Annotated in this window: 18 protein-coding genes and 1 pseudogene; 10 read left to right on the top strand and 9 right to left on the bottom strand. The window is 66.0% G+C overall.

Going from position 1 to position 20,333, the window contains the following annotated elements; all coding sequences use genetic code 11:
- Nucleotides 1-3: 3 nt before the first annotated feature.
- Nucleotides 4-1,278, bottom strand: coding sequence for a lipoprotein-releasing ABC transporter permease subunit (locus G4G28_RS11405; RefSeq protein ID WP_182988353.1), 1,275 nt, complete (start codon nucleotides 1,276-1,278; stop codon nucleotides 4-6).
- Nucleotides 1,279-1,439: 161 nt separating this feature from the next.
- Entirely contained in the window at nucleotides 1,440-2,486 is a 1,047-nt protein-coding gene (locus G4G28_RS11400; protein WP_183108523.1) for a hypothetical protein, read from the bottom strand.
- An 87-nt stretch (nucleotides 2,487-2,573) separates the two neighbouring features.
- Here G4G28_RS11400 and recJ point away from each other — a divergent pair.
- Nucleotides 2,574-4,223, top strand: a pseudogene (gene recJ, locus G4G28_RS11395) (single-stranded-DNA-specific exonuclease RecJ).
- A gap of 121 nt (nucleotides 4,224-4,344) precedes the next feature.
- Here recJ and G4G28_RS11390 read toward each other — a convergent pair.
- Nucleotides 4,345-4,803 carry a DUF4440 domain-containing protein gene (locus G4G28_RS11390; RefSeq protein ID WP_183108383.1) on the bottom strand — a complete coding sequence of 153 codons (459 nt, stop codon included), beginning with the start codon at nucleotides 4,801-4,803 and terminating at the stop codon, nucleotides 4,345-4,347.
- A 119-nt stretch (nucleotides 4,804-4,922) separates the two neighbouring features.
- On the opposite strand from G4G28_RS11390, the gene G4G28_RS11385 reads away from it, so the two are divergent.
- From G4G28_RS11385 to G4G28_RS11375, 3 genes are read left to right on the top strand one after another with little or no spacing between them, the layout of a single operon-like run.
- Nucleotides 4,923-5,366 (top strand): antitoxin Xre-like helix-turn-helix domain-containing protein, encoded by a 444-nt coding sequence (locus G4G28_RS11385; RefSeq protein ID WP_182988352.1) that lies wholly within the window; start codon nucleotides 4,923-4,925, stop codon nucleotides 5,364-5,366.
- Between the two features lie 2 nt (nucleotides 5,367-5,368).
- Complete coding sequence (locus tag G4G28_RS11380; protein ID WP_374011241.1) at nucleotides 5,369-6,052, top strand: RES family NAD+ phosphorylase; 684 nt, start codon at nucleotides 5,369-5,371, stop codon at nucleotides 6,050-6,052.
- A gap of 23 nt (nucleotides 6,053-6,075) precedes the next feature.
- Nucleotides 6,076-6,396 carry a DUF2288 domain-containing protein gene (locus G4G28_RS11375; protein WP_182988351.1) on the top strand — a complete coding sequence of 107 codons (321 nt, stop codon included), beginning with the start codon at nucleotides 6,076-6,078 and terminating at the stop codon, nucleotides 6,394-6,396.
- Between the two features lie 65 nt (nucleotides 6,397-6,461).
- Here the strand turns inward: G4G28_RS11375 and G4G28_RS28230 are convergent, their stop codons facing one another.
- Both G4G28_RS28230 and G4G28_RS11370 read right to left on the bottom strand, forming a co-directional pair.
- Nucleotides 6,462-6,971, bottom strand: coding sequence for a methyl-accepting chemotaxis protein (locus G4G28_RS28230; protein WP_308602479.1), 510 nt, complete (start codon nucleotides 6,969-6,971; stop codon nucleotides 6,462-6,464).
- The gene (locus G4G28_RS11370) at nucleotides 6,941-8,068 is read right to left on the bottom strand and encodes a hypothetical protein (protein WP_308602603.1); all 1,128 of its coding nucleotides are present in this window, start codon (nucleotides 8,066-8,068) and stop codon (nucleotides 6,941-6,943) included. The genes G4G28_RS28230 and G4G28_RS11370 overlap by 31 nt, the downstream gene beginning before the upstream one ends.
- Before the next feature lie 195 nt (nucleotides 8,069-8,263).
- On the opposite strand from G4G28_RS11370, the gene G4G28_RS11365 reads away from it, so the two are divergent.
- Nucleotides 8,264-9,010 carry a GAF domain-containing protein gene (locus G4G28_RS11365; protein ID WP_182988350.1) on the top strand — a complete coding sequence of 249 codons (747 nt, stop codon included), beginning with the start codon at nucleotides 8,264-8,266 and terminating at the stop codon, nucleotides 9,008-9,010.
- A 237-nt stretch (nucleotides 9,011-9,247) separates the two neighbouring features.
- Here G4G28_RS11365 and G4G28_RS11360 read toward each other — a convergent pair whose 3' ends face one another.
- Both G4G28_RS11360 and G4G28_RS11355 read right to left on the bottom strand, forming a co-directional pair.
- Nucleotides 9,248-9,784: a tetratricopeptide repeat protein gene (locus G4G28_RS11360; protein ID WP_183108382.1), complete on the bottom strand. Its 537-nt coding sequence runs from the start codon at nucleotides 9,782-9,784 to the stop codon at nucleotides 9,248-9,250.
- Nucleotides 9,781-11,796 carry a bifunctional 2',3'-cyclic-nucleotide 2'-phosphodiesterase/3'-nucleotidase gene (locus G4G28_RS11355; RefSeq protein ID WP_182988347.1) on the bottom strand — a complete coding sequence of 672 codons (2,016 nt, stop codon included), beginning with the start codon at nucleotides 11,794-11,796 and terminating at the stop codon, nucleotides 9,781-9,783. Before G4G28_RS11355 ends, G4G28_RS11360 begins: the two co-directional genes overlap by 4 nt.
- Before the next feature lie 163 nt (nucleotides 11,797-11,959).
- Here G4G28_RS11355 and prfB point away from each other — a divergent pair.
- The 3 genes from prfB to lysS all read left to right on the top strand — a co-directional run bounded on the left by prfB (nucleotide 11,960) and on the right by lysS (nucleotide 15,315).
- Nucleotides 11,960-13,064, top strand: a protein-coding gene (gene prfB, locus G4G28_RS11350; RefSeq protein WP_182988346.1) for a peptide chain release factor 2 whose coding sequence is annotated in 2 segments (ribosomal slippage) — nucleotides 11,960-12,040 and nucleotides 12,042-13,064 — 1,104 coding nt in all. Because the reading frame shifts where the segments join, the coding sequence is not laid out codon by codon here.
- The gene (locus tag G4G28_RS11345; protein ID WP_182988345.1) at nucleotides 13,064-13,726 is read left to right on the top strand and encodes an HAD family phosphatase; all 663 of its coding nucleotides are present in this window, start codon (nucleotides 13,064-13,066) and stop codon (nucleotides 13,724-13,726) included. The genes prfB and G4G28_RS11345 overlap by 1 nt, the downstream gene beginning before the upstream one ends.
- Before the next feature lie 41 nt (nucleotides 13,727-13,767).
- A complete protein-coding gene (gene lysS, locus G4G28_RS11340) occupies nucleotides 13,768-15,315 on the top strand; it encodes a lysine--tRNA ligase (protein ID WP_182988344.1) in 1,548 nt (515 codons plus the stop codon).
- A gap of 367 nt (nucleotides 15,316-15,682) precedes the next feature.
- Here lysS and ppnN read toward each other — a convergent pair whose 3' ends face one another.
- Nucleotides 15,683-17,053: a nucleotide 5'-monophosphate nucleosidase PpnN gene (gene ppnN / locus G4G28_RS11335; RefSeq protein ID WP_182988343.1), complete on the bottom strand. Its 1,371-nt coding sequence runs from the start codon at nucleotides 17,051-17,053 to the stop codon at nucleotides 15,683-15,685.
- 268 nt (nucleotides 17,054-17,321) lie between these two features.
- Here ppnN and G4G28_RS11330 point away from each other — a divergent pair, with 268 nt between their 5' ends.
- Complete coding sequence (locus G4G28_RS11330) at nucleotides 17,322-18,824, top strand: peptide MFS transporter (protein WP_182988342.1); 1,503 nt, start codon at nucleotides 17,322-17,324, stop codon at nucleotides 18,822-18,824.
- A 129-nt stretch (nucleotides 18,825-18,953) separates the two neighbouring features.
- Nucleotides 18,954-19,352 carry a VOC family protein gene (locus G4G28_RS11325; RefSeq protein WP_182988341.1) on the top strand — a complete coding sequence of 133 codons (399 nt, stop codon included), beginning with the start codon at nucleotides 18,954-18,956 and terminating at the stop codon, nucleotides 19,350-19,352.
- Between the two features lie 43 nt (nucleotides 19,353-19,395).
- On the opposite strand, the gene G4G28_RS11320 is transcribed toward G4G28_RS11325, so the two are convergent.
- Nucleotides 19,396-20,325 (bottom strand): LysR substrate-binding domain-containing protein, encoded by a 930-nt coding sequence (locus G4G28_RS11320; protein WP_182988340.1) that lies wholly within the window; start codon nucleotides 20,323-20,325, stop codon nucleotides 19,396-19,398.
- Between the last annotated feature and the right edge of the window lie 8 nt (nucleotides 20,326-20,333).

The following is a 20,333-nucleotide window of genomic DNA, read 5'->3' as shown; positions in this document are numbered from 1 at the left end:
GGCTCATTCGTAGCGCAGCGCTTCGGCCGGCTTGACGCGTGCGGCAGCCCAGCTGGGGTAGAGCGTCGCCAGGAAGGCCAGCAGTACCGCGAAGCCGCCGATGGCGAGCACGTCGGGCCAGCGCAGATCGGAAGGAATTTCGCTGATCAGGTAGATCTCTTTCGACAGGAACTGCACCCCGAGCACGCGTTCGATGAGGGGAACGATGACGTCGACGTTCAGCGCCACCAGCACGCCCATCGCCACGCCGAGAGCGGCGCCAAGGATGCCCACCAGCGTCCCCTGCACGACAAAGATCTTCATGATCGAGCGCGGCGAGGCGCCCAGCGTGCGCAGGATGGCGATGTCGGCCTGCTTGTCCTTTACTGTCATCACCAGCGTCGACACGAGGTTGAAGGCGGCCACGGCGATGATCATCGCCAGGATGATGAACATCATGCGCTTTTGCGAGCCGACCGCGGCAAACCAGATGCTGTTTACCTGCGACCAGTCGCGCATCACCAGTTCGCCCCCCATGCTGCGGCGCAGCTCGGCCGCCACGCGGGGCGCCTGGTGCATGTCGTGCAGGCGCAGGCGCAGGCCGGACGGGCCATTCACCTGGGCGGCCATGGCGGCGTCGTCGAGGTGGGCAAACGCGAGCGCGGAATCGAATTCGTAGTGGCCGGCCTCGAAGATGCCGGAAACGACGAAGGTCCGGGTACGCGGCAGCGCGTTCTGCGTCCCTCCGCCGCTGCCGGAACCGCTCGCGAGCAGCATCGTGATGCGCTCGCCCGGCTGCACGCCCAGGTTCTTCGCCAGCGCACTGCCCAGCACAACATTCATGGAACCGGGCCGCAGGCTGGCCAGGCTACCCTGGCGCATCTGCTTCGCGACGTCGGAGACGGTGACTTCGGCCGAAGGCAGCACCCCACGCATCAGCACCGGCTTCATCACGCCGTCGCGCAGCAGCATGCCCTGGAGCTCGACAAAGGGTGCGGCCGCGGCCACCTGCGGATTGCGGCGGGCGTCACGCTCGACTTGCTGCCAGTTCGGCATGGCGCCGCGCAGGTCGTAGATCTCGACATGGGCCAGCACCGACAGCATGCGGTCGGTGACTTCCTTCTGGAAGCCGTTCATGACCGACAGCACCACGATCAGCGCGGCCACGCCGAGGGCGATGCCGGCCACGGAAATGAGCGAAATGAAGGAAATGAACCGGTTACGGCCGCTGCGCTTGCCGGCGCGCGTGTAGCGCAGGCCGACCAGCCATTCGTACGGCAGCTTGTGGATGATGCTCATGTATTTTAGTGTTTGACAACTTTGACCCCGCAGTTTGCCACACAAAGCTCATCCATGACAGGGCGCGCCGCCATTCGTGCCGGGAAGCCAGACTCGTGGCGACCGTTTGCCGCCCTTGCGAAACGCGCAAGCGAACGCACGCCCGGCCGCTTGCCAACGCGTCAACACCGCCCATTGCCCGGGCTCCAGCCGCGCTTTTGACTTACAATCATGGGATGTCCCAGCTCACGATCGTCCTTCCGTACGCCCTCCCCGTCACCGAATTCGCGCCCGACCTGGTGCGTGCCCTGCAGGCTCCCGCCCTCGCCGCCTTGACCTCGAAGACCGCGCACCATGCGCGCCTGCCGGGCGACGACGCGGTACGCGCCCTGCCGCACGAAACATGGCTGGCGCGCTTCCTCGGCCTGCAGGATGCTGGACGCCCGGCGGTCGCGGCAGCGGCGATGCGCGCCTACGGGGTGGAGCAGGCAGCAGGCACCTGGTTCGTCGTGCAGCCGGTGCACATCGAGATTGCCCGCACCCACCTGATGATGGGCGACCCCGGCGCCCTTGGCCTGGCCGAGCCTGAGAGCCGCGCCCTGTTCGACGCCGCACGCCCCCTGTTCGAGGAGCGCGGCCATGCGCTGGTGTATGGCGACGCGGCCACCTGGTTCATGCGTGCCGACGGCTGGGGCGAACTCGACACGGCGACCGTCGACGCGGCCCCGGGCATGGACCTGACCGACTGGATGCCGATAGGCGCCCAGGCTGCCGCCTTCAGGCGCCTGCAGAACGAGGTGCAGATCGAATGGCATGCGCACCCGGTCAACGCTGCCCGCGAAGCGCGCCGGCTGCCGGCCGTGAACGGCTTCTGGCTCTGGGGCGGCGCCGAGGCCACGCGCCAGCGCGCACCTGGCCTGCGCCTGGCAGCGCTCGACACGCCGCCATGGCTGGCCGCACTCAGCGACGTCCGCATCGACGATCCCGCCGCGCTCATCGCCGCGCTGTCGACCGGCTTCGCAACCGACACCGTGCTTGTGTGCGGCAGCGTGGCGCCCTATGCCCGCGCCGCCGACTGGGGCGGCTGGGTCGCGCAGATGCAGATGCTTGAAGCCGGGCTGTTCGCACCCATCCTGGCAGCCTTGATGAAGGGACGCCTGCGCGGCGTGTCGCTCGTGCTCGGGCACCGCGAGGCCCTGGCCGAATTCACCACCAACGCCCTGGCGCAACGCAAGTTCTGGCGCCGCCCCACCCCTGGACCGACTGCTGTGAAAACCCGACTCTCCACCCGCCCCTGCCCCGTGCGCCATTCCGAAATGCTGCGCCAGGGCGGCGTGCACCCCGTGCTGGCGCGCATCTACGCCGCGCGCGGCCTGACCGACCCGCGCGAACTGGCGAGCGAACTGGCGGCCCCTGGTGCCGCCGAACGCGCTGCGCCATATCGATGCCGCGGCCGTGTTCCTGGCCGACTCGATTGGCGCCGGCAAGAAGATGACCATCGTCGCCGACTACGACTGCGACGGCGCCACCGCCTGCGCCGTGGCCCTGCGCGGGCTGCGCGCGATGGGCGCGCAGGTCGACTACATCGTGCCGAACCGCTTCGAGTACGGCTATGGCCTCACGCCCGAGATCGTCGAACTGACCGCGCGCGAAAAGTCCCCGGACATCATCATCACGGTCGACAACGGCATCGCCAGCATCGAGGGCGTGCTGGAGGCGAACCGGCGCGGCATCGAAGTCGTCGTCACCGACCACCACCTGCCGGGCGACGCCTTGCCGCCGGCGCGCGTGATCGTCAACCCGAACCAGCCCGAGTGCGGCTTTCCGAGCAAGCACCTGGCCGGCGTCGGCGTCGTCTTCTACGTGCTGCTGGCCCTGCGCGCGGAACTGCGCCGGCGCGGCGTGTTCGATGCGCAGAACCAGCCGAAGCTGGACAACCTGCTCGACCTGGTCGCGCTGGGCACGGTGGCCGACGTGGTGCGCCTGGACGCCAACAACCGCATCCTGGTCGCCCGGGCATCAAACGCATGCGCGCCGGGCGCATGCATGCGGGCGTCGCGGCGCTGTTCCGGGTCGCAGGCCGCGAAGCGCGCTGCGCCTCGCCGTTCGACCTGGGTTTTGCGCTCGGTCCGCGCCTGAACGCCGCCGGAAGGCTGGAAGACATGTCGCTCGGGATCGAGTGCCTCACCACCGACGACGAGGGCCGCGCCTGGGCGATCGCCCAGCAGCTCAACGAAATCAACCTCAAGCGCCGCGAAATCGAAGCCGAGATGCAGGATACCGCCCTGCTGCACCTGGACAGCTTCGCGCCCCAGGACAGCAGCACGATTGCCGTGTTCGACGAAGGCTGGCACCAGGGCGTGATCGGCATCGTCGCCTCGCGCCTGAAGGAAAAGTTCTTCCGGCCGACGATCACCTTCGCGCCGGGCGGCGCGGGCCTCATCAAGGGTTCGGGCCGCTCGATCCCCGGCTTTCACATGCGCGACGCGCTCGACCTGGTATCCAAACGCGTGCCAGGCCTGATCGACAAGTTCGGCGGCCACGCGATGGCGGCCGGCCTCACCATCCGCCACGAATCCTTCGACACCTTCTGCCAGGCCTTCGAGGCCGTGGGCCGCGCCTGGCTGACCGAAGCCCAGCTCGAGCGCGTGGTCGAGACCGACGGCCCGCTCGAGGACGAGTTCTACTCCACCGCCTTCATCGAGCTGTGCGATGGCCAGGTCTGGGGCCAGGGCTTTGCGCCGCCCGTGTTCTGCGACGAATTCCGCGTGCTGAGCCAGCGCATCCTGAAGGAAAAGCACCTGAAACTGCTGCTGGAGAAGAATGGCCGCCGCTACGACGCCATCTGGTTCGGCCGCACCGAGGGGCTGGGAGACCGTGCGCGCGTGGCGTTCAGGCTGGACGCCAACGAGTACAACGGGGTCACTAAAGTGCAGCTGCTGGTGGAGCACGCCGAACCGGCATAACCGTAGGGTGGTCGGCTCCACCGCGACCGCGACGTCCACGCGACGCTCGCGCCGCCCACGCGTCCAACCGGCAGCGGAAACCACGCGTCTGCTCGCCGTGCGCCTCGTTTCGCTGCCCCCGCTAGCGCCCGCAATCGCACCCGCGATCGAACACCACCCGCCAGGTTCCCGGCCCTTCCAGCCGCCAGACGGAATTGAAGCGCCCGACCTGCTTGCCCGACGGATCGCGCACCGGACCGCTGCTGAAAGCGAGCGTGCCCGAATCGAGCACCTCGACCTGGTCCGGCTCCCACGAGAACGGCGCATCCGGCTTGTCGAAATACGGCCGCCAGGCGACGGCGACGGCTTCCTTGCCGCGCTGCGGCCCCGCGGGGCTCATGAACACGGCCTCGCGCGACAGGTAGCCGGTGAAGGCGTCGAAATCGCGCGCCTTCATCGTTGCGGCAAAGCCGCGCTCGGCCTGGAAGACCTGCTGCCTGAGCGCGTCCGCGGGCACCCGCGAACCACGTGCCAAGCCCGCCGCGGCCACCGCTATCACGACCGCTGCCACCAGAAGAAGCCCCGCCGAACGCCAACGCATAGAATAATTTCCTATTGACAAGTCGACAGCGATTCTGTCACGGCGCTGCCGGCTTGACAACTATCAGTTGCATCAGGTACGAAAACGGAGTATAACGACTCCATTATCGGAGGAACCTGATGAAACCCGCCCACGCCTACTCTTATCCCAGGAGCCGCTTCGAACCGGCGGTGCTGATCGACCTGAATTCCCGCGCCGAGCGCGAGCGCCTGTCGAAATCCGCCCTGACGGGCTTCTTCAAGCTGGCCGCCGCCTGGCAGCTGCGCGACGACGATGCGCGCGAACTCCTCGGCGGCTTGTCCGGATCAAGCTTCTACGACTGGAAGAAGAACAGCGACCGCGTGCTGGAGGTCGACCGCATCACGCGCATCTCCTACCTGCTCGGCATCTACAAGGCCCTGCACATCCTGTATGGCGACAAGCTCGCCGACGAGTGGGTAATGCTCCCGAACAGCAACATGATTTTCGGCGGTCGCACCCCGCTGGCCCACATGCTGGGCGGCGGCCTGCTGGCCATGCAGACGGTGCGCCAGCTACTCGACGCGCGCCGCGGAGGCCTCTGACCTTGGCCGTCGTTCCCAAACTGACGAGCCTGCGCCAGTTCGACACCTGCCGCCTGATCCCGTCGCGCTTTGCCGACGTCGAGGATTCGGTGCTGGCGCCGCTGGCCGACGACGACGCCACCCTGCGCGACCTCTTCGATCTCGACAACGCCACCAACGAGCGCCTGCGCGGCGAGAGCGGCCTGCTGCCAGGTATCGGCGTCGACGAGCTGGTGTTCGGCGTGCCGCAGTTCCGCATCATCAACGCCGCCTATACCTACGCGCGCCCGGAAGGCAGCCGTTTCAACGATGGCAGCCGCGGCGCGTGGTACTGCGCCTTCGAGGCAGAGACGGCCCTGGCCGAGGTCAGCTTCCACAAGGCCGTCGAATACCAGGAAATCAAGCGCTTCGACGACAGCGTCACCTACCAGGCGATGCTGGCCGATTTTTCCGGCAGCTTCCACGACATTCGCGGCGTACGCAGCCTGGCCGCCTGCCTCGACCCGCAAAGCTACGTGGCTTCCCAGGCGCTGGCGGCCGAGCTGCTGGAGGCCGGCTCCATGGGCATCATCTACCCGAGCGTGCGCGCATCCAGCGGCACCAACCTCGCCTGCTTCCGGCCCGCGCTGGTCGGCAATGTACGCAAGGCGCAGGCCTATCGGTTAACATGGGCGGGTTCGCCGCTTCCCACGGTCGAGATCATCTGAACATTGCAGCACACGAGCCACACATGAAAACCAAGCCCGAGAACGATACCGAACTGCATGACAAGATCAACCGCGAGACCGGCCGCATCCAGTGGAGCGAGCTGGAGCGCCATTTCGCCCAGGGCAACGTGATCTACGTCAGCGAAGAACTCGACCTGATCGAGGTCGCCCTGCGCGTCTCGCACGACGACAAGGACAGCATTTCGCGCTGGATGGCCGAGGGCAAGGTGGCCAAGGTGTCGGACCTGCAGGCAAGTACCTGGACCGCCGCCGACGCCGCCCTCTGGGCCTCGGTGGTGCACCCCTTCATCCTGGTGCAGCCGGAGAAAAAAGCCCTGCACTGAGGGTTCGCGCCGGCCCTGGCCGGCAATCCACTCCAGCCACGGACCTGGCCTCCCTTCGTGCCGGATCAGGCGGCCAGGCGCTGCGCCGACGCGACGGGCCGTGCAGCCGGCCGGCGTGCGCCACCCGTTTCTTCCAGCTGGAAGGTGCCAACGACGGCCGCCAGCTCGTCCGCCTGCAGGCGCAGCGACTGCGCCGCGGCCGAGGCTTCCTCGACCAGGGCGGCATTCTGCAGGGTCATCTCGTCCAGGCGCACGATCGCCGCATCGACCCGCTCGATGCCTTCGCCCTGGCCGCGGGTGGCGGCGGAAATGCTGCCCATGATTGCCGACACCCGGCCGACGCCGTCGACGACGCGGCGCATCGTGTCGCCGGCTTCACCGACGAGCGCGGTGCCAGCGTCCACTTTCCCGACCGAGTCCTCGATCAGCAGCTTGATTTCTTTCGCCGCCGCAGCCGAGCGGTGCGCCAGGTTGCGCACTTCGCTGGCCACGACCGCGAAACCGCGCCCCTGCTCGCCGGCGCGCGCCGCCTCGACGGCGGCATTCAGGGCCAGGATATTGGTCTGGAAGGCGATGCCGTCGATGACGCCGATGATTTCCTCGATGCGGCGCGAGGAATCTGGATCAGGTTCATGGTCGCGACCACGCCGTCGACGGCGGCGCCACCCTGCACCGAAATCCGCGCAGCATCCTCGGCCAGCGTGCTGGCCTGGGCGGCGTAGCCGGCGTTTTCGCGTACCGAGCCGATCAGGTCCTTCATCGAGCCGGCGACCTGCGCCAGCGCAGCCGCCTGGGTCTCCGTGCGCCGCGAAAGATCGAGATTGCCGGTAGCGATCTCGGCCGACGCTGCGGCGATCGCGTCGGTGCCGCCGCGCACGCGGGCGACGATGCCGCCGAGGCTGTCGCGCATCGTGCTCATCGCATGCAACAGGCTGGCCGGGCGGGCGCGGCCGATCTCGACCCGGTGCTGCAGTTCGCCCCTGGCGATCGCTTGGGCGACGGCGGTGGCATAGGCCGGTTCGCCGCCGAGCTGGCCAGTCAGGCTGCGCACGATCGCCAGGCCGATGACGGCGCACAGCAGGGCGGACAGCGCGGCGAGGCCGCTGATCCACCAGCGCGCGCCGGTTGCCTCGGCGGCGGCTGCAGCGCCCGCGCGGGTACTGCGCGCCTGCAGCTCCGTCAACAGCACGTCGATGTCGGCAACGATACGGCGTCGCAGGGGGCTGCACTCCTCGACCAGGAAGCGACCGAAGGCGTCCATTTCGCCCGCCGCGCGAAAACGCCGCGGGCGTTCGAGTTCGGTCGCCATGCTGTCCATTCCCGCGCGGACGCGGTCGTAATGGGGGTCGCCGCGCAGCAGCGGATCGAGGCGGCCGAGTGCCGCCAGGTACTCGGCCTTGCGTGCGTCGACCAGGTCGAGCTCGCGGCTCGCCGCGGTGGCGTCCTGGAAAATGTAGGCATTGCGCGCTGCGATACCGGTCTGGGCCAGCGCCTCGCGTGCCGCGTACAGAGGCTCGAGCTGGCCGGAGCGAAATTGCTCGGCATTACGTAAGCTGGCCTCGATGCTGTCGACACGCGTCACTGCGAACATGGCCAGGGTCAGGGTCACGAGGAGAACGAGCGCAAAGGCGGCGCCCAGACGGGCTGCGAGACTGACTGATGAAAGCGGCATGACGGTCCTGATCGAAGAGATAGTTACACAAAAGGTGACATATTGATGAAATCGACGGCATTGTGCACTAAAACTTTCTGACAGGCAATACAATTTGCCTGAACTGTCGGTTTGCTGTAACTCCTTGTTTCGAAAGTCCAGTGCTTAGCTAGATTCATCAAATCGGCTATACTTCGTTAAACAGTAGGAATATTGATGAACAGCAATCTGATGGAAGAGGATCCAATCCTGACCACGAGCGCGGCCGCCCGGCTGCTCGGCGTCGCCACTAGCACCGTCCAGCTCTGGATGGAAAGTGGCGCGATCGAATCGTGGAAAACGCCCGGAGGCCACCGCCGCACGCGCGAGAGCCATATCCGGGCCCTGATGAACAAGGTCTCCGGCCAGGCCGGCTTCGAAGAGCGCCGCGTTCCGCCGACGCCGACCGATCCCGAATACCTGCCCGATCCCGATGCGCGTTTCCCGGTGCCGGCCGACGAAGGCCAGCGCCTGGCGGCGGTCGCAGCGGCGCACCTGGTCGACACGCCTGCCGAAGAGCGCTATGACCGCATCGTGCGCCTGGCCTCGAAAGTGACCGAGTCGCCGATCGCCCTGATCTCGATCCTGACTGCCAAGCGCCAGTGGTTCAAGGCCCGCGTCGGCCTGCAGCCGCAGCAGACGCCGCGCGAATGGGCATTCTGCAGCCACGCGATCCTCCAGGACGGTCCTTTTGTCGTGGAAGATGCGATGAGCGACGAGCGCTTCGCCAACAACCCGCTGGTGCTGGCCGACCCGCACATCCGTTTCTATGCCGGCGTACCGCTGCGCGACCGCGCCGGCCAGGCAATGGGCACGCTGTGCGTGATCGACCGCGAGCCGCGCAAGCTGCGCTCGTCGGAACTGCAGGCCTTGACCGACCTGGCGGCGATTGCGGCGGAAGAGATCGCGAAGAACGAAGGCTGAAGCGGAGCGCCAGCGCGTCTCCGGCCCGCCGCCGGACGCGCACTCTGCGCCTGGACGCGTGGAGTGAGCCGGGCTGAATGCCCGGCGAACGCTCAGCGGCGCACACGCCTCGATGACGCACCGTTTCGGGTGGAGCCGTCCACCCTAAGGATGACGGATGCGGGGTGGTCGGCTTCACCCGACCGCCCGCACCGTCGCCGCGCACGCGTTCAAACCACGCCCGGCCCAGCCACAGCGTCACAGTAACGTAGGGTGAGCGGCTCCACCCGACCGTCTGTACCAACGCGGCTCCGGCGCCGCCCACGCGTTCAAACCACGCCGGCAACCACGCGCCTCAAGACGGTCAATCCGCCCCCGATGTGTCATCGCATGCGCCGCCTGCCGCATCAGGAGCTCCGCCTTGCGCGGATCCGGTTCCAGCATGGCCAAGCCCTGCAGCGCCTCCGGATAATCGCGCGCCGCGGCCGCTTCCAGCCAGCGCCGCGATGCGGCCTCGTCGCGCGATGTGCCCTCGCCCGCCGCCAGCATGTTCGCCAGCACGAACATCGCCGCCGGCACGCCGCCCTCGGCCGCCTGCCTGATCAAGGCCGCCGCACGCGCCGGATCGCGCGCCATCCCTTCGCCATTCCTGAGGGCAAGCCCCAGGCGCCAGGCCGCACGCGCGTTGTCCATCCGTGACTGGTCGGTCGCCTGCGTCGGCATCCCGGCCTGCGCATGCGCCAGGTGGCTGCCCGCACCGAGCAGCCACGCCAGTGCGAGCGCGATGGTCTTCATTTCGCCAGGTCCAGCGCGTACAGCGCGAAGCCCTTGCCCGCCCCGTCGTCCTCGCGCAGCAGGCTGACATTGTCCAGCCCCGCCTCGCGCGCCAGCTTCAGCATGCCGGGCGCGGAATGGAAGACCACCGGTCCCGCCGTTGCCACGCGCGCGAAGCGCCAGCTGCGCACGCTGCCATGTTCGGCGCGCGTGAGCTGTTTCGTCGCGCGGATGTGGGCGATCAGCACGTCGCGGCTGGTGTCGGGCGAAGCCAGCACGGTCTTGCTGCCGTCGAGGCCAGGGAAATTGCCGCCGCCGCTGGCGCGGTAGTTGTTCGTCGCCACGATGAACTCCTGCTGCGCATTCACCGGCTCGCCGCGCAGGCGCAGGTTGACGATGCGCTCGCCCGGCGCGCGGGTCAGGTCGATCTCGTAGCTGATGTCAAGCGAGGTCGGCGTATCGAAGTTATAGCTGGGGAAGCTCGCGTCGACCAGTTCCTGCGGGGCCGTCTGCTTCGGGTCGATCGTGTTGAAGCGGCGCGCCGCCGTCTCCAGCCAGGCCTTCAGCCCGGCGCCGTCCACCTTCACCGCATACAGCGCGTTCGGGTAGAGATACAGGTCCGCCGCGTTGTTCAGCGCCAGCGCACCGGCGGCCACGTCGGTGTAGTCGAAGGCGCCGGCGTTGCCGCTCTTGAAGGGGGCCGACATCGACAGCACCGGCAGCTTCGCATACTGCGGCAGGTTGGCTGCGACATACTTCTTCACATAGGCCGTCTGCGCCGCGTTGACCACCGCGATCGCCGAGGTGTCGCCGACATCGGCAAAATAGGTCGCCATGCGAAATTCGGTGCTGCCGACCGGCGTCTTCACATAGGCAATCGTCGCCTCGTGCTCGGCGCGGATCAGCGCCAGGACCTGCAGGTCGGCTGCCACAAACGATTTGTCGGCCGCCTGCGCCGCGCGCGCCTCGACCACGGTCTTGTCCTTCTCGACCGTCCAGCGCTTGCCGTCGGCACGCAGGTGCAGCTGGACCACGCCCAGGTGCTTGCCCCACAGGTTGGCCATTACCGTCGGCACGCCATGCACCGTGCCCCTGGCCTTGTCCACGCCCGCCAGGTTGAACTGGGGCGCCGTGCTGGCCGCGTTCGGGAAGAGCTGGTGCGAGTGCCCGAGCAGCATCGCGTCCACACCCGGCACACGCGCCAGGTACCAGTTGGCGTTTTCCATCGCCGGCGAATACGGGCTGTCGTCCAGGCCGCCGTGCGAAATGGCCACCACGATATCGGCCCCCTTGCGGCGCATCTCGGGGATGTACTTTTCGGCGGCTTCCACCACGCCTGTCGTGTAGACCTTGCCCTCGAGCCAGCGCTTGTCCCAGGACATGATGGCCGGGGGCGTGAAGCCGATGATGCCGACCTTGACGACGGCCGTGATGGCGCGGCCGCGCGCGTCCTGCGCCTGCACGCGCTTCTCGATGATGCGCCAGGGCGCGAACAGGGGCTGTTTCGTCCGGACGCTGTAGACATTGGCCAGCACCTGCGGGAAGGCCGGGCCGGCGCAGCGCTTCGGCTGGTCGACGCCCGCCACCTTGAAGCGCTGGCCGGTGACCTGGCCAAGGAAGCCCAGGCCATAGTTGAATTCATGGTTGCCGATTGCCGCGCCGTCCACCTTCAGTGCGTTCATGACCTTGTAGATGCTCAGGGTCTGGTCGCAGCGCACGGGGTTCACCAGCGCCTGGTAATCGGCCAGCGCGTTGCCCTGGATGGTGTCGCCGTTGTCGAGCAGGACGGTATTGGGAAACTCGGCGCGCGCCTGGGCGATCAGGGTGGCGGTACGGTCCAGGCCAATCGAAGGCTCGGGCGCCAGCTTGAAATAGTCGTAGCCGACCACGTTCGAATGCAGGTCGGTGGTCTCGAGCACGGCAAGGGTGGTGCTGGCGCCCTTCGGGGCGGCAGGCCTGGCGGCAAGCGCGGGCGCGGCCAGCACGGCGGGAAGAAGGACGATGCCGATTTGGCAAGGGATCGAATGGCGCATGGGAAGTCTTCGGATGGGAACCGGGGGATAATACGGCAGTGGCGCGACGCACCGCAACCACGCACCGCCGAGCGCCCCCCGCGGGTACGCGATCGGCGCCGCCTGGAAGGCTGACTGGGGTATAATCGAAGGTTCGATTCAACTCAAACACGACGCCACGACCATGGAAGCTGAACGCATCAACGCCATCTCCGCCCTGCTGAACGACCTGACCAGCCGTGAAGCCGAACTTCGGAGGTATCTTTGACTTCGATCGGAAGGCAGAGAAACTAGAGCAGGTCAACGAAGAACTGGAAGACCCGACCGTCTGGAACGACCAGAAGCGGGCGCTCGACCTCGGTAAAGAGAAAAAAGCGCTCGAAGGCGTCGTGCTGACGCTCGAGAAAGCGAAAGCGGATCTCGCCGACTGCGCCGATCTGTTCGAGATGGGCCGCGAAGAAGGCGACGACGACACCATCGAGGCGGTCAGTGCCGACCTCGATGGCATCAAGACCGTCATCGAGGGCATGGAATTTCGCCGCATGTTCAGCAACCCGATGGACCATGCGAGCTGCTTCATCGACATCCAGGCCGGCGCCGGCGGCACCGAAGCCCAGGACTGGGCCTCGATGCTGCTGCGCCAGTACCTGCGCTATTGCGAACGCAAGGGTTTCAAGGCCGAGATCCTGGAACAGTCCGACGGCGAGGTCGCCGGCATCAAGACCGCGACCATCAAGGTCGAGGGCGAGTACGCCTATGGCCACCTCCGGACTGAAACGGGCGTGCACCGCCTGGTGCGCAAGTCGCCGTTCGACTCGGCCAATGGCCGCCACACCTCGTTCACCTCGCTGTTCGTGTACCCGGAAGTGGACGAATCCTTCGAAATCGAGATCAACCCGGCCGACGTGCGCATCGATACCTATCGCGCATCGGGCGCGGGCGGGCAGCACATCAACAAGACCGACTCCGCGGTGCGCCTGACGCACGGCCCGTCGGGCATCGTCGTGCAGTGCCAGAACGACCGTTCCCAGCACCGCAACAAGGCCGAGGCCTTCGACATGCTGCGCGCGAAGCTGTTCGAGCTCGAGATGCGCAAACGCATGGCCGAGCAGCAGAAGCTGGAAGACTCGAAGACCGATGTCGGCTGGGGCCACCAGATCCGTTCCTACGTGCTCGACCAGTCGCGCATCAAGGACCTGCGTACCGGTTTCGAGACCGGCAACACCAAGAACGTGCTGGACGGCGACCTGGACGAATTCATCTCCGCTTCGCTGAAACAGGGCGTGTAATGGGCTTGCCGAAACGCGCTTTCATCTTCGACATGGACGGCACCATCGTCGACAACATGGGCTTCCATACCCGGTCGTGGATCACCTTCTTCGCCCGCCGCGGGCGCGACATCGATGCGGACGAGTTCTTCCGCACGACGGCGGGCCGCCAGGGCAAGGAGATCATCCGTTCCCATATGGGCGAGCACCTGGCCGACGAGGAAGTCGCCACGCTCAACCGCGAAAAGGAATCGGTCTACCGCGAACTGTATGCGCCGCACCTGAAAGCGGTGGCAGGCTTCGAAGACCTGATCGCGGACGCGCAATCGCAGGACATCGCGCTGGCCGTCGGCACCGCCGCGCCGCCGGCGAACGTCGAGTTCACCCTGGACGGCCTGGACCTGCGCCGCCATTTCGACACCGTCGTCGGTGCCACCGATGTTGCCCGTGGCAAGCCGCATCCGGACGTCTTCCTGGAAGCGGCCAGGCGCTGCGGCGCCGAGCCGTCGAACTGCATCGTCTTCGAAGATGCGCCGCTGGGCGTGGAAGCGGCCCGCCGCGCCGGCATGCGCTGCGTGGTGATCACCACTACCCTGCCGGCCGACGCGTTTGCCGAATTCGACAACGTCGTCAAGATCGTGTCCGATTTCTCCGAACTGACGGTCGACGAACTGTTCGCCTGAACGCTGCGCAGCCCTACTGAATAATCAAACGAGTACCAACCATGACTACGGAAAACCAAGAGAACAACGCCCCGGCACAGGGAGCGCCCGCCGCCGACGAGAACAAGATCATGACCGAGCGCCGCGCCAAGCTGGCTGCGATCCGCGAAGGGGGCGTCGCCTTCCCGAACGATTTCAAGCCGGAGCACAAGGCTGCCGAGCTCATCGAGCAATACGGCAGCCTGACCCGTGAAGAGCTGGAAGAGAAAGCGATTCCCGTGGTGCTGGCCGGCCGCATGATGCTCAAGCGCGAAGCCGGCAAGAAGGCTGCGTTCGCGACCCTGCAGGATGCCTCGGGCCCACGCGCCGACGGCCGCATCCAGATCTACGTGACCCTGGACGCGACCGGCGAAGCGGCAATGGAAGCCTTCCGTACCTATGACCTGGGCGACATCCTGGGTGTCGAGGGCACGCTCTTCAAGACCAAGGTCGACGAGCTGACCATCAAGGTGAGCAAACTGCGCCTGGTGACCAAGTCGCTGCGCCCGCTGCCGGACAAGTTCCATGGCCTGGCGGACCAGGAAACCAGGTACCGCCAGCGCTACGTCGACCTGATCATGAACGAAGAGACGCGCCGCACCTTCAAGGCGCGTACCGCCGCGCTGTCGTCGATGCGCCGCTTCATGGAAAAGAACGGCTTCATGGAAGTCGAGACGCCGATGCTGCACCCGATCCCGGGCGGCGCGGCGGCGAAACCCTTCATCACCCACCACAACGCGCTCGACATGCAGATGTTCCTGCGTATCGCGCCCGAGCTGTATTTGAAGCGTTTGGTCGTGGGCGGCTTCGACCGCGTGTTCGAAGTGAACCGCAACTTCCGTAACGAGGGCGTGTCGATCCGTCACAACCCCGAGTTCACGATGATGGAGTTCTACGCGGCCTATACCGACTACACCTGGCTGATGGACTTCACCGAAGCCGTCATCCGCCAGGCTGCGATCGACGCGCAAGGCACGGCCGTGCTGTCCTACGGCGGGCGCGAGCTGGACCTGTCGAAGCCCTTCCACCGCCTGACCATCGTCCAGGCCATCAACAAGTTCGCGCCCGAGTACACTGCCGAGCAGCTGGCGGACGCGGAATTCATCAAGCTTGAGTTGAAGAAGTTCGGCGTCAAGCCCTTCGCCAACGCGGGCCTGGGCGCGCTGCAGCTGGCCCTGTTCGAAGAAACGGCCGAAGCCCAGCTCTGGGAGCCGACCTACATCATCGACTATCCGGTCGAAGTGTCGCCGCTGGCACGTGCCTCGGACACCCGTCCGGGCATCACCGAGCGTTTCGAGCTGTTCATGGTCGGCCGCGAGATCGCCAACGGTTTTTCGGAGCTGAACGATCCGGAAGACCAGGCAGCGCGTTTCCTGGCGCAGGTGGAAGCCAAGGATGCGGGTGACGAAGAGGCGATGTACTACGACGCCGACTACATCCGCGCGCTCGAATACGGCATGCCGCCGGCCGGCGGCTGCGGGATCGGCATCGACCGCCTGATCATGATCCTGACCGACTCGCCGAACATCCGCGACGTGCTGCTGTTCCCGCACCTGCGCAAGGAAGATTGATCCTTCGCTTGGTCGAATGGAAAACGGGGCGCTCGATGCGCCCCGTTTTTCGTTGTTGGCTTCGGAAGTGGCGTAGGGTGGAGTCCCGACTCCACGCGGTCCTGCCTTCGCATACCGCGTAGTACGGCCGGGGCGCGCCCAGGCCGCCAGACGGCGTCCGGAACCGTCATGCAGGCGTAGGGTGGGCACTCGTGCCCACGCGGTACGGCCGCGGCGTACCCAGGCCGCCTGACAGCGTTCGGAACCGTCATGCAGCACGGCCGCATCAGCGTTTCGACACGCAGGCGCCCTACCGCGTGGGCTCAGGAGCCCACCCTAGGTCCTGTGCCAACGCCGGTTGGACGCGTAGGCGGGGAACCCGCCTACCCTACAGCACCACCGTATAGCACGGCGTGTACGCCTTGCCCGGCAACTTCATGCGGCTCTGCTCGACGAACGAGGCGAGCAAAGCGTCCATCGGCTCCATGATCGTGCTCTCGCCATGGATCTCGTACTTGCCGTGCTCCTCGATCGCGCGGATACCCTCTTCCTTGACGTTCCCGGCCACCACCGCCGAGAAGGCGCGGCGCAAATTGGCCGCCAGCAGGTGGGTTTCCTGGTTCTTGTGCAGCTTCAGGTTGCGCACGTTCTCGTGGGTCGGCTTGAAGGGCTTCTGGAATTCCTGGTCGATCTTGAGCAGCCAGTTGAAGTAATAGGCGTCGCTCCTGGCCTTGCGGAACTCGCGCACCTTCCTGATCCCTTCCTGCATCTCGCGTGCCACCGCGTCCGGGTCGTCGATGATGATCTTGTAGCGCGCCTGCGCCTGCGGCCCGAGCGTCTGGGCGATGAAGCCGTCGATCTGCTCGAAGTATTCGCGCGCCGTCGCCGGCCCCGTGAACACGAGCGGGAACGGCATCTCGGCATTGTCCGGGTGCAGCAGGATGCCGAGGATGTACAGGATCTCCTCGGCGGTACCGGCACCGCCCGGGAACACGCAGATGCCGTGACCGGTACGCACGAACGCTTCCAGGCGCTTTTCGATGTCCGGCATGATGACCAGGTCGTTGACGATCGGATTGGGCGACTCGGCGGCGATGATGCCGGGTTCGGAAATGCCGAGGTAGCGCCCGCCGTGCAGGCGCTGCTTCGAGTGACCGATGGCCGCGCCCTTCATCGGGCCCTTCATCGCGCCCGGGCCGCAGCCGGTGCAGATGTCGAGTTCGCGCAGGCCGAGCGCGTAGCCGACCTCTTTCGAGTAGTTGTACTCGACGCGGTTGATCGAGTGGCCGCCCCAGCAGACCACCAGGTTCGGGTTGCGCTGAGGCTGCAGCACGTTGGCATTGCGCAGGATGTGGAACACCGCGTCGGTGATGCCTTCCGGGCGCAACAGGTCGAAACGCGGGTTGTCGGTGACTTCGAAGTGGACGTAGACGATGTCGCGCAGCACGGCAAACAGGTGCTCGTGGATGCCCTTGATCATCTTGCCGTCGACAAAGGCGATGGCCGGTGCGCCGCGGATGTCAAGCTTGATCCCGCGTTCGCGCTGGATCACCTTGATGTCGAAGCTGCTGTAGCGCTCGAGCAGTTCCTTGCCATCGTCGATGGAGCTGCCGCAGTTCAGGACCGCGAGCGCGCACTTGCGGAATATGTTGTAGAGGCCGCCCTGGCTGGTGTCGAGCAGCTTGGCCACCTCGGCCTTGGACAGGACTTCCAGCCGGCCTTCTGGAGAAATGAGCGTATCGACGACTTCGTAGTTCATGCAGGATGTCCTTTTCTAAGTACGCCGGGATGGAACCTCCCGGTAATATGACTGGCTGTTTCGCCAATATACGACAACTGGCGAGGACATGCGTGCCCGGAAGCGCCGGCACGGCTGCAAGTGCGACCGGCGCGGCTATTTACCACATTGGCAAATAAATTTCTTGCGCTCAGCAATTTCCACTAAAATGCGTCGCAACTGGAAATTCGGGCACGACCCAAGCTTCCAACAAAACAGCTTTTTTCTAAAATACTTCGGGAGGAACCGCATGAGCGGTGCAGCTACTACAACCGACAAGGGGACACCACCGGAATTCAAACAGATCATGGGCCACCCAGCACCGCTGTGGATGCTGTTCATGACCGAATTCTGGGAACGTTTCGCTTTCTACGGCATTCGTTGGGCCCTCGTGCTCTACATCGTTGCCCAGTTCCACGAGGGTAACGCCGCCGGCCAGGCCGATGCCAACCTGACCTATGGCTCCTATCTCGCGCTGGTGTATGCCGCCGCGGTCTTCGGCGGCTACGTGGCCGACCGCGTCATCGGCTACCAGCGCTCGATCCTTGTCGGGGCCGTCTTCATGGCGGCAGGCCTGTTCATGATCACCCTGCCCGACCCGGACATCTTCAAGCTCGGCCTGGCAACCATCATCGTCGGCAACGGCATGTTCAAGCCGAACATCTCGGCCATGGTCGGCCAGCTGTACAGCATCCATGACACCCGCCGCGATTCCGGCTTCACCATCTTCTACATGGGCATCAACGCCGGCGCCTTCTTCGCGCCGATCGTGACGACCTGGCTCGCCCAGCTTTACGGCGACGGCAGCACCCCGGCCTACAAGGTGGTGTTCATCGCCGCCGCCATCGGCATGCTGGTCGCCCTGGTCTGGTTCTTCATCGGCCGCAAGCAGTTGAAGGGCATCGGCGCGCCTATCGGCGAGCTGGCCAGCCCGAAGCGCCTCCTCGGCGTGATCGTCGGCTCGCTGGTCGTGATTCCGGTCTTCTACCTGCTGCTCGCCGCCGGCGCCGGCAACCTGCAGATCGTGCTGTCGATCCTGTTCGTGATCCTGGCGCTGATGCTGATCGTCGAAGGCGTGCGCGAAGGTAAAGTCTCGCGCGACAAGACCATCGCCATGATGATCATCTTCGCATTCAACATCCTGTTCTGGTGCTTCTTCGAGCAGGCCGGCAGCTCCTTCACCTTCCTCGCGTCCGAGATCGTGAACCGCAACATCGGCGGCTGGGACATGCCGGTGGCCTACTTCCAGTCGGTGAACTCGGTGGCCATCATCGTCTTCGCACCGATCATCGCCGCCGTCTGGGTGGCCATGGGCAAGCGCAACGTCAACCCGTCAATCCCGCGCAAGTTTGGCCTGGGCATCATCTTCAACGGCCTGGCATTCGGCCTCCTGATGTACGCGCTGTCGCAGCTGCTGGACGACCAGAACCACATCCCGGCCTGGACCCTGCTGGCCGTGTACACGATCCAGTCGATCGGCGAGCTGTGCCTGTCGCCGATCGGCCTGTCGATGGTGACCAAGCTGGCACCGACCCGCCTGGTCGGCCTGGGCATGGGCGGCTGGTTCCTGTCCACCGGTATCGGCAACAACCTGTCGGGCATCTTCGCCTCGCACGTCTCGGGCGACACCGGCATGTCGGTCGGTTCGGCCCTGTCCGGCTACACCTCGGGCTTCTGGATCCTGGTCATCGGCGGCGGCATCCTGTTCCTGCTGGCACCGCTCATCCAGAAACTGATGCACGGCGTGAAGTAATTCGCACACGCTCATGAAAACGGCAGCCGCGGCTGCCGTTTTTTTTCGCCCTGCTGTCGAATTTCCGGCGCGCCCTTCGTCGTGGGAGGCAGGACCCGATCCACCTCTCCATGCATCTACGAGGACAACATGAAAAACGAGATCTTCATCAACCTGCCGGTCAAGGACCTGGAGCGCTCGCGCGGCTTCTTTTCCGCGCTCGGCATGCGCTTCGATTCCGCTTTCGGCAACGAGCACGCCGCCTGCATGCTGATCGCCGACGGCACGGTCCGCGTCATGCTGACGAGCGAGCCCTTCTTCGCCTCGCTGATCGACAAGCCCGTCGTGCGCGCCCGCGAGGCCAACGAAGTCATCGTTTGCCTGAACTGCGACAGCCGCGAAGAGCTGCTTGGGCTGATCGAGAAAGCCGTCGCCGCCGGCGGACGCACCCCGCATCCCCTGGAGGACCACGGTTTCATGGCCGACCAGGGTTTCGAGGACCTGGACGGGCACCTGTGGAACCTGGTCTGGATGGCACCGCAGGCGTGATCGTCGCGGCGGCGGTGGCTATGTCCATCCCCGGCCTGCGGACTCACGCGGCGTCGGGTTCGGCGATGTCGTCGATCTCGCGCCGCATTGCCTCCATCTCGGCGTCCATCCAGGCGCGGAAACGCTGTATCTTGCCCATGTGTTCCTTGTGCGGGTTGGCGAGGAAGCGGTAGCCGTTGTCGAACCGGGCGCTGCGGCAGGGAATGCGGAGCAAGGACCCGGAGGCGATGTCCTGGCAGGCAATCCCGTAGGGCACCAGGGCCACGCCCTGCCCTGCTACCGCCGCCTGGACCAGCACGCCCCAGTGGCTGTAGCCGCGCGAGAAATCGTAGGGGTGGGCATGCCTGCCCTTGAGGGCGCGGTTCTCGTTGAGCAGCTGCAGCCAGCTCTCGGGCGACTTCTCGCACAGGAGCGGCTGGCTGGCCAGGTCGGCCAGGGTCAGCTCGGCCTGGCCGGGGGCCAGCAGCTCGGGACTGTAGACCGGCACCAGGCGCTCGCGCAGCAGGGTCGACGGGTCGCCCTCGCGCACCGGGCCGTAGCGGATGGCCACGTCCGTGCTGTCCGCTTCCAGGTCGACCGGCGCGTCGTTCGAATCGATGCGGATATCCAGTTCCGGGTACAGCTTCGTAAACCGGTGCATGCGCGGCACCAGCCACTTGATGGCAAACGAATGGGTCGTCGAGATGCGCAGCACCGATTCCTCGTCGCCGCGCTGCAGCGCCGCCACTTTCGCGCGCAGGTCGCCCAGCATGCGGCCGATGGCAATGGCGAGTTCCTCACCCTTTTCGGTGAGCGCGATATGGCGCGGGTGGCGCACGAACAGCGGAAAGCCGATCGTTTCCTCGAGCTGCTTGACCTGCAGGCTCACCGCCGCCGGCGTCTTGTGCAGTTCGCGCGCGGCCAGCTTGAAGCTGCCCCAGCGCGCGGCGCAGTCGAAGTCGATCAGCCCGGACAGGCTGCGCAGGGGTTTCATGGCCTCAC

Source organism: Massilia sp. Dwa41.01b (assembly GCF_014171775.1).
GTDB lineage: Bacteria > Pseudomonadota > Gammaproteobacteria > Burkholderiales > Burkholderiaceae_D > Telluria.
Note: the sequence above shows the minus strand (reverse complement) of the source record. Positions and strands in the feature narration are given on the sequence as shown.

Excerpts from the sequence above, each read along its gene's own strand:
- G4G28_RS11405 (WP_182988353.1), bottom strand. The coding sequence starts at position 1,278 with ATGAGCATCATCCACAAGCTGCCGTACGAATGGCTGGTCGGCCTGCGC.
- G4G28_RS11390 (WP_183108383.1), bottom strand. The coding sequence starts at position 4,803 with ATGCGTTGGCGTTCGGCGGGGCTTCTTCTGGTGGCAGCGGTCGTGATA.
- G4G28_RS11385 (WP_182988352.1), top strand. The coding sequence starts at position 4,923 with ATGAAACCCGCCCACGCCTACTCTTATCCCAGGAGCCGCTTCGAACCG.
- G4G28_RS11375 (WP_182988351.1), top strand. The coding sequence starts at position 6,076 with ATGAAAACCAAGCCCGAGAACGATACCGAACTGCATGACAAGATCAAC.
- G4G28_RS11370 (WP_308602603.1), bottom strand. The coding sequence starts at position 8,068 with ATGCCGCTTTCATCAGTCAGTCTCGCAGCCCGTCTGGGCGCCGCCTTT.
- G4G28_RS11365 (WP_182988350.1), top strand. The coding sequence starts at position 8,264 with ATGAACAGCAATCTGATGGAAGAGGATCCAATCCTGACCACGAGCGCG.
- G4G28_RS11360 (WP_183108382.1), bottom strand. The coding sequence starts at position 9,784 with ATGAAGACCATCGCGCTCGCACTGGCGTGGCTGCTCGGTGCGGGCAGC.
- G4G28_RS11355 (WP_182988347.1), bottom strand. The coding sequence starts at position 11,796 with ATGCGCCATTCGATCCCTTGCCAAATCGGCATCGTCCTTCTTCCCGCC.
- G4G28_RS11345 (WP_182988345.1), top strand. The coding sequence starts at position 13,064 with ATGGGCTTGCCGAAACGCGCTTTCATCTTCGACATGGACGGCACCATC.
- lysS (WP_182988344.1), top strand. The coding sequence starts at position 13,768 with ATGACTACGGAAAACCAAGAGAACAACGCCCCGGCACAGGGAGCGCCC.
- ppnN (WP_182988343.1), bottom strand. The coding sequence starts at position 17,053 with ATGAACTACGAAGTCGTCGATACGCTCATTTCTCCAGAAGGCCGGCTG.
- G4G28_RS11330 (WP_182988342.1), top strand. The coding sequence starts at position 17,322 with ATGAGCGGTGCAGCTACTACAACCGACAAGGGGACACCACCGGAATTC.
- G4G28_RS11325 (WP_182988341.1), top strand. The coding sequence starts at position 18,954 with ATGAAAAACGAGATCTTCATCAACCTGCCGGTCAAGGACCTGGAGCGC.
- G4G28_RS11320 (WP_182988340.1), bottom strand. The coding sequence starts at position 20,325 with ATGAAACCCCTGCGCAGCCTGTCCGGGCTGATCGACTTCGACTGCGCC.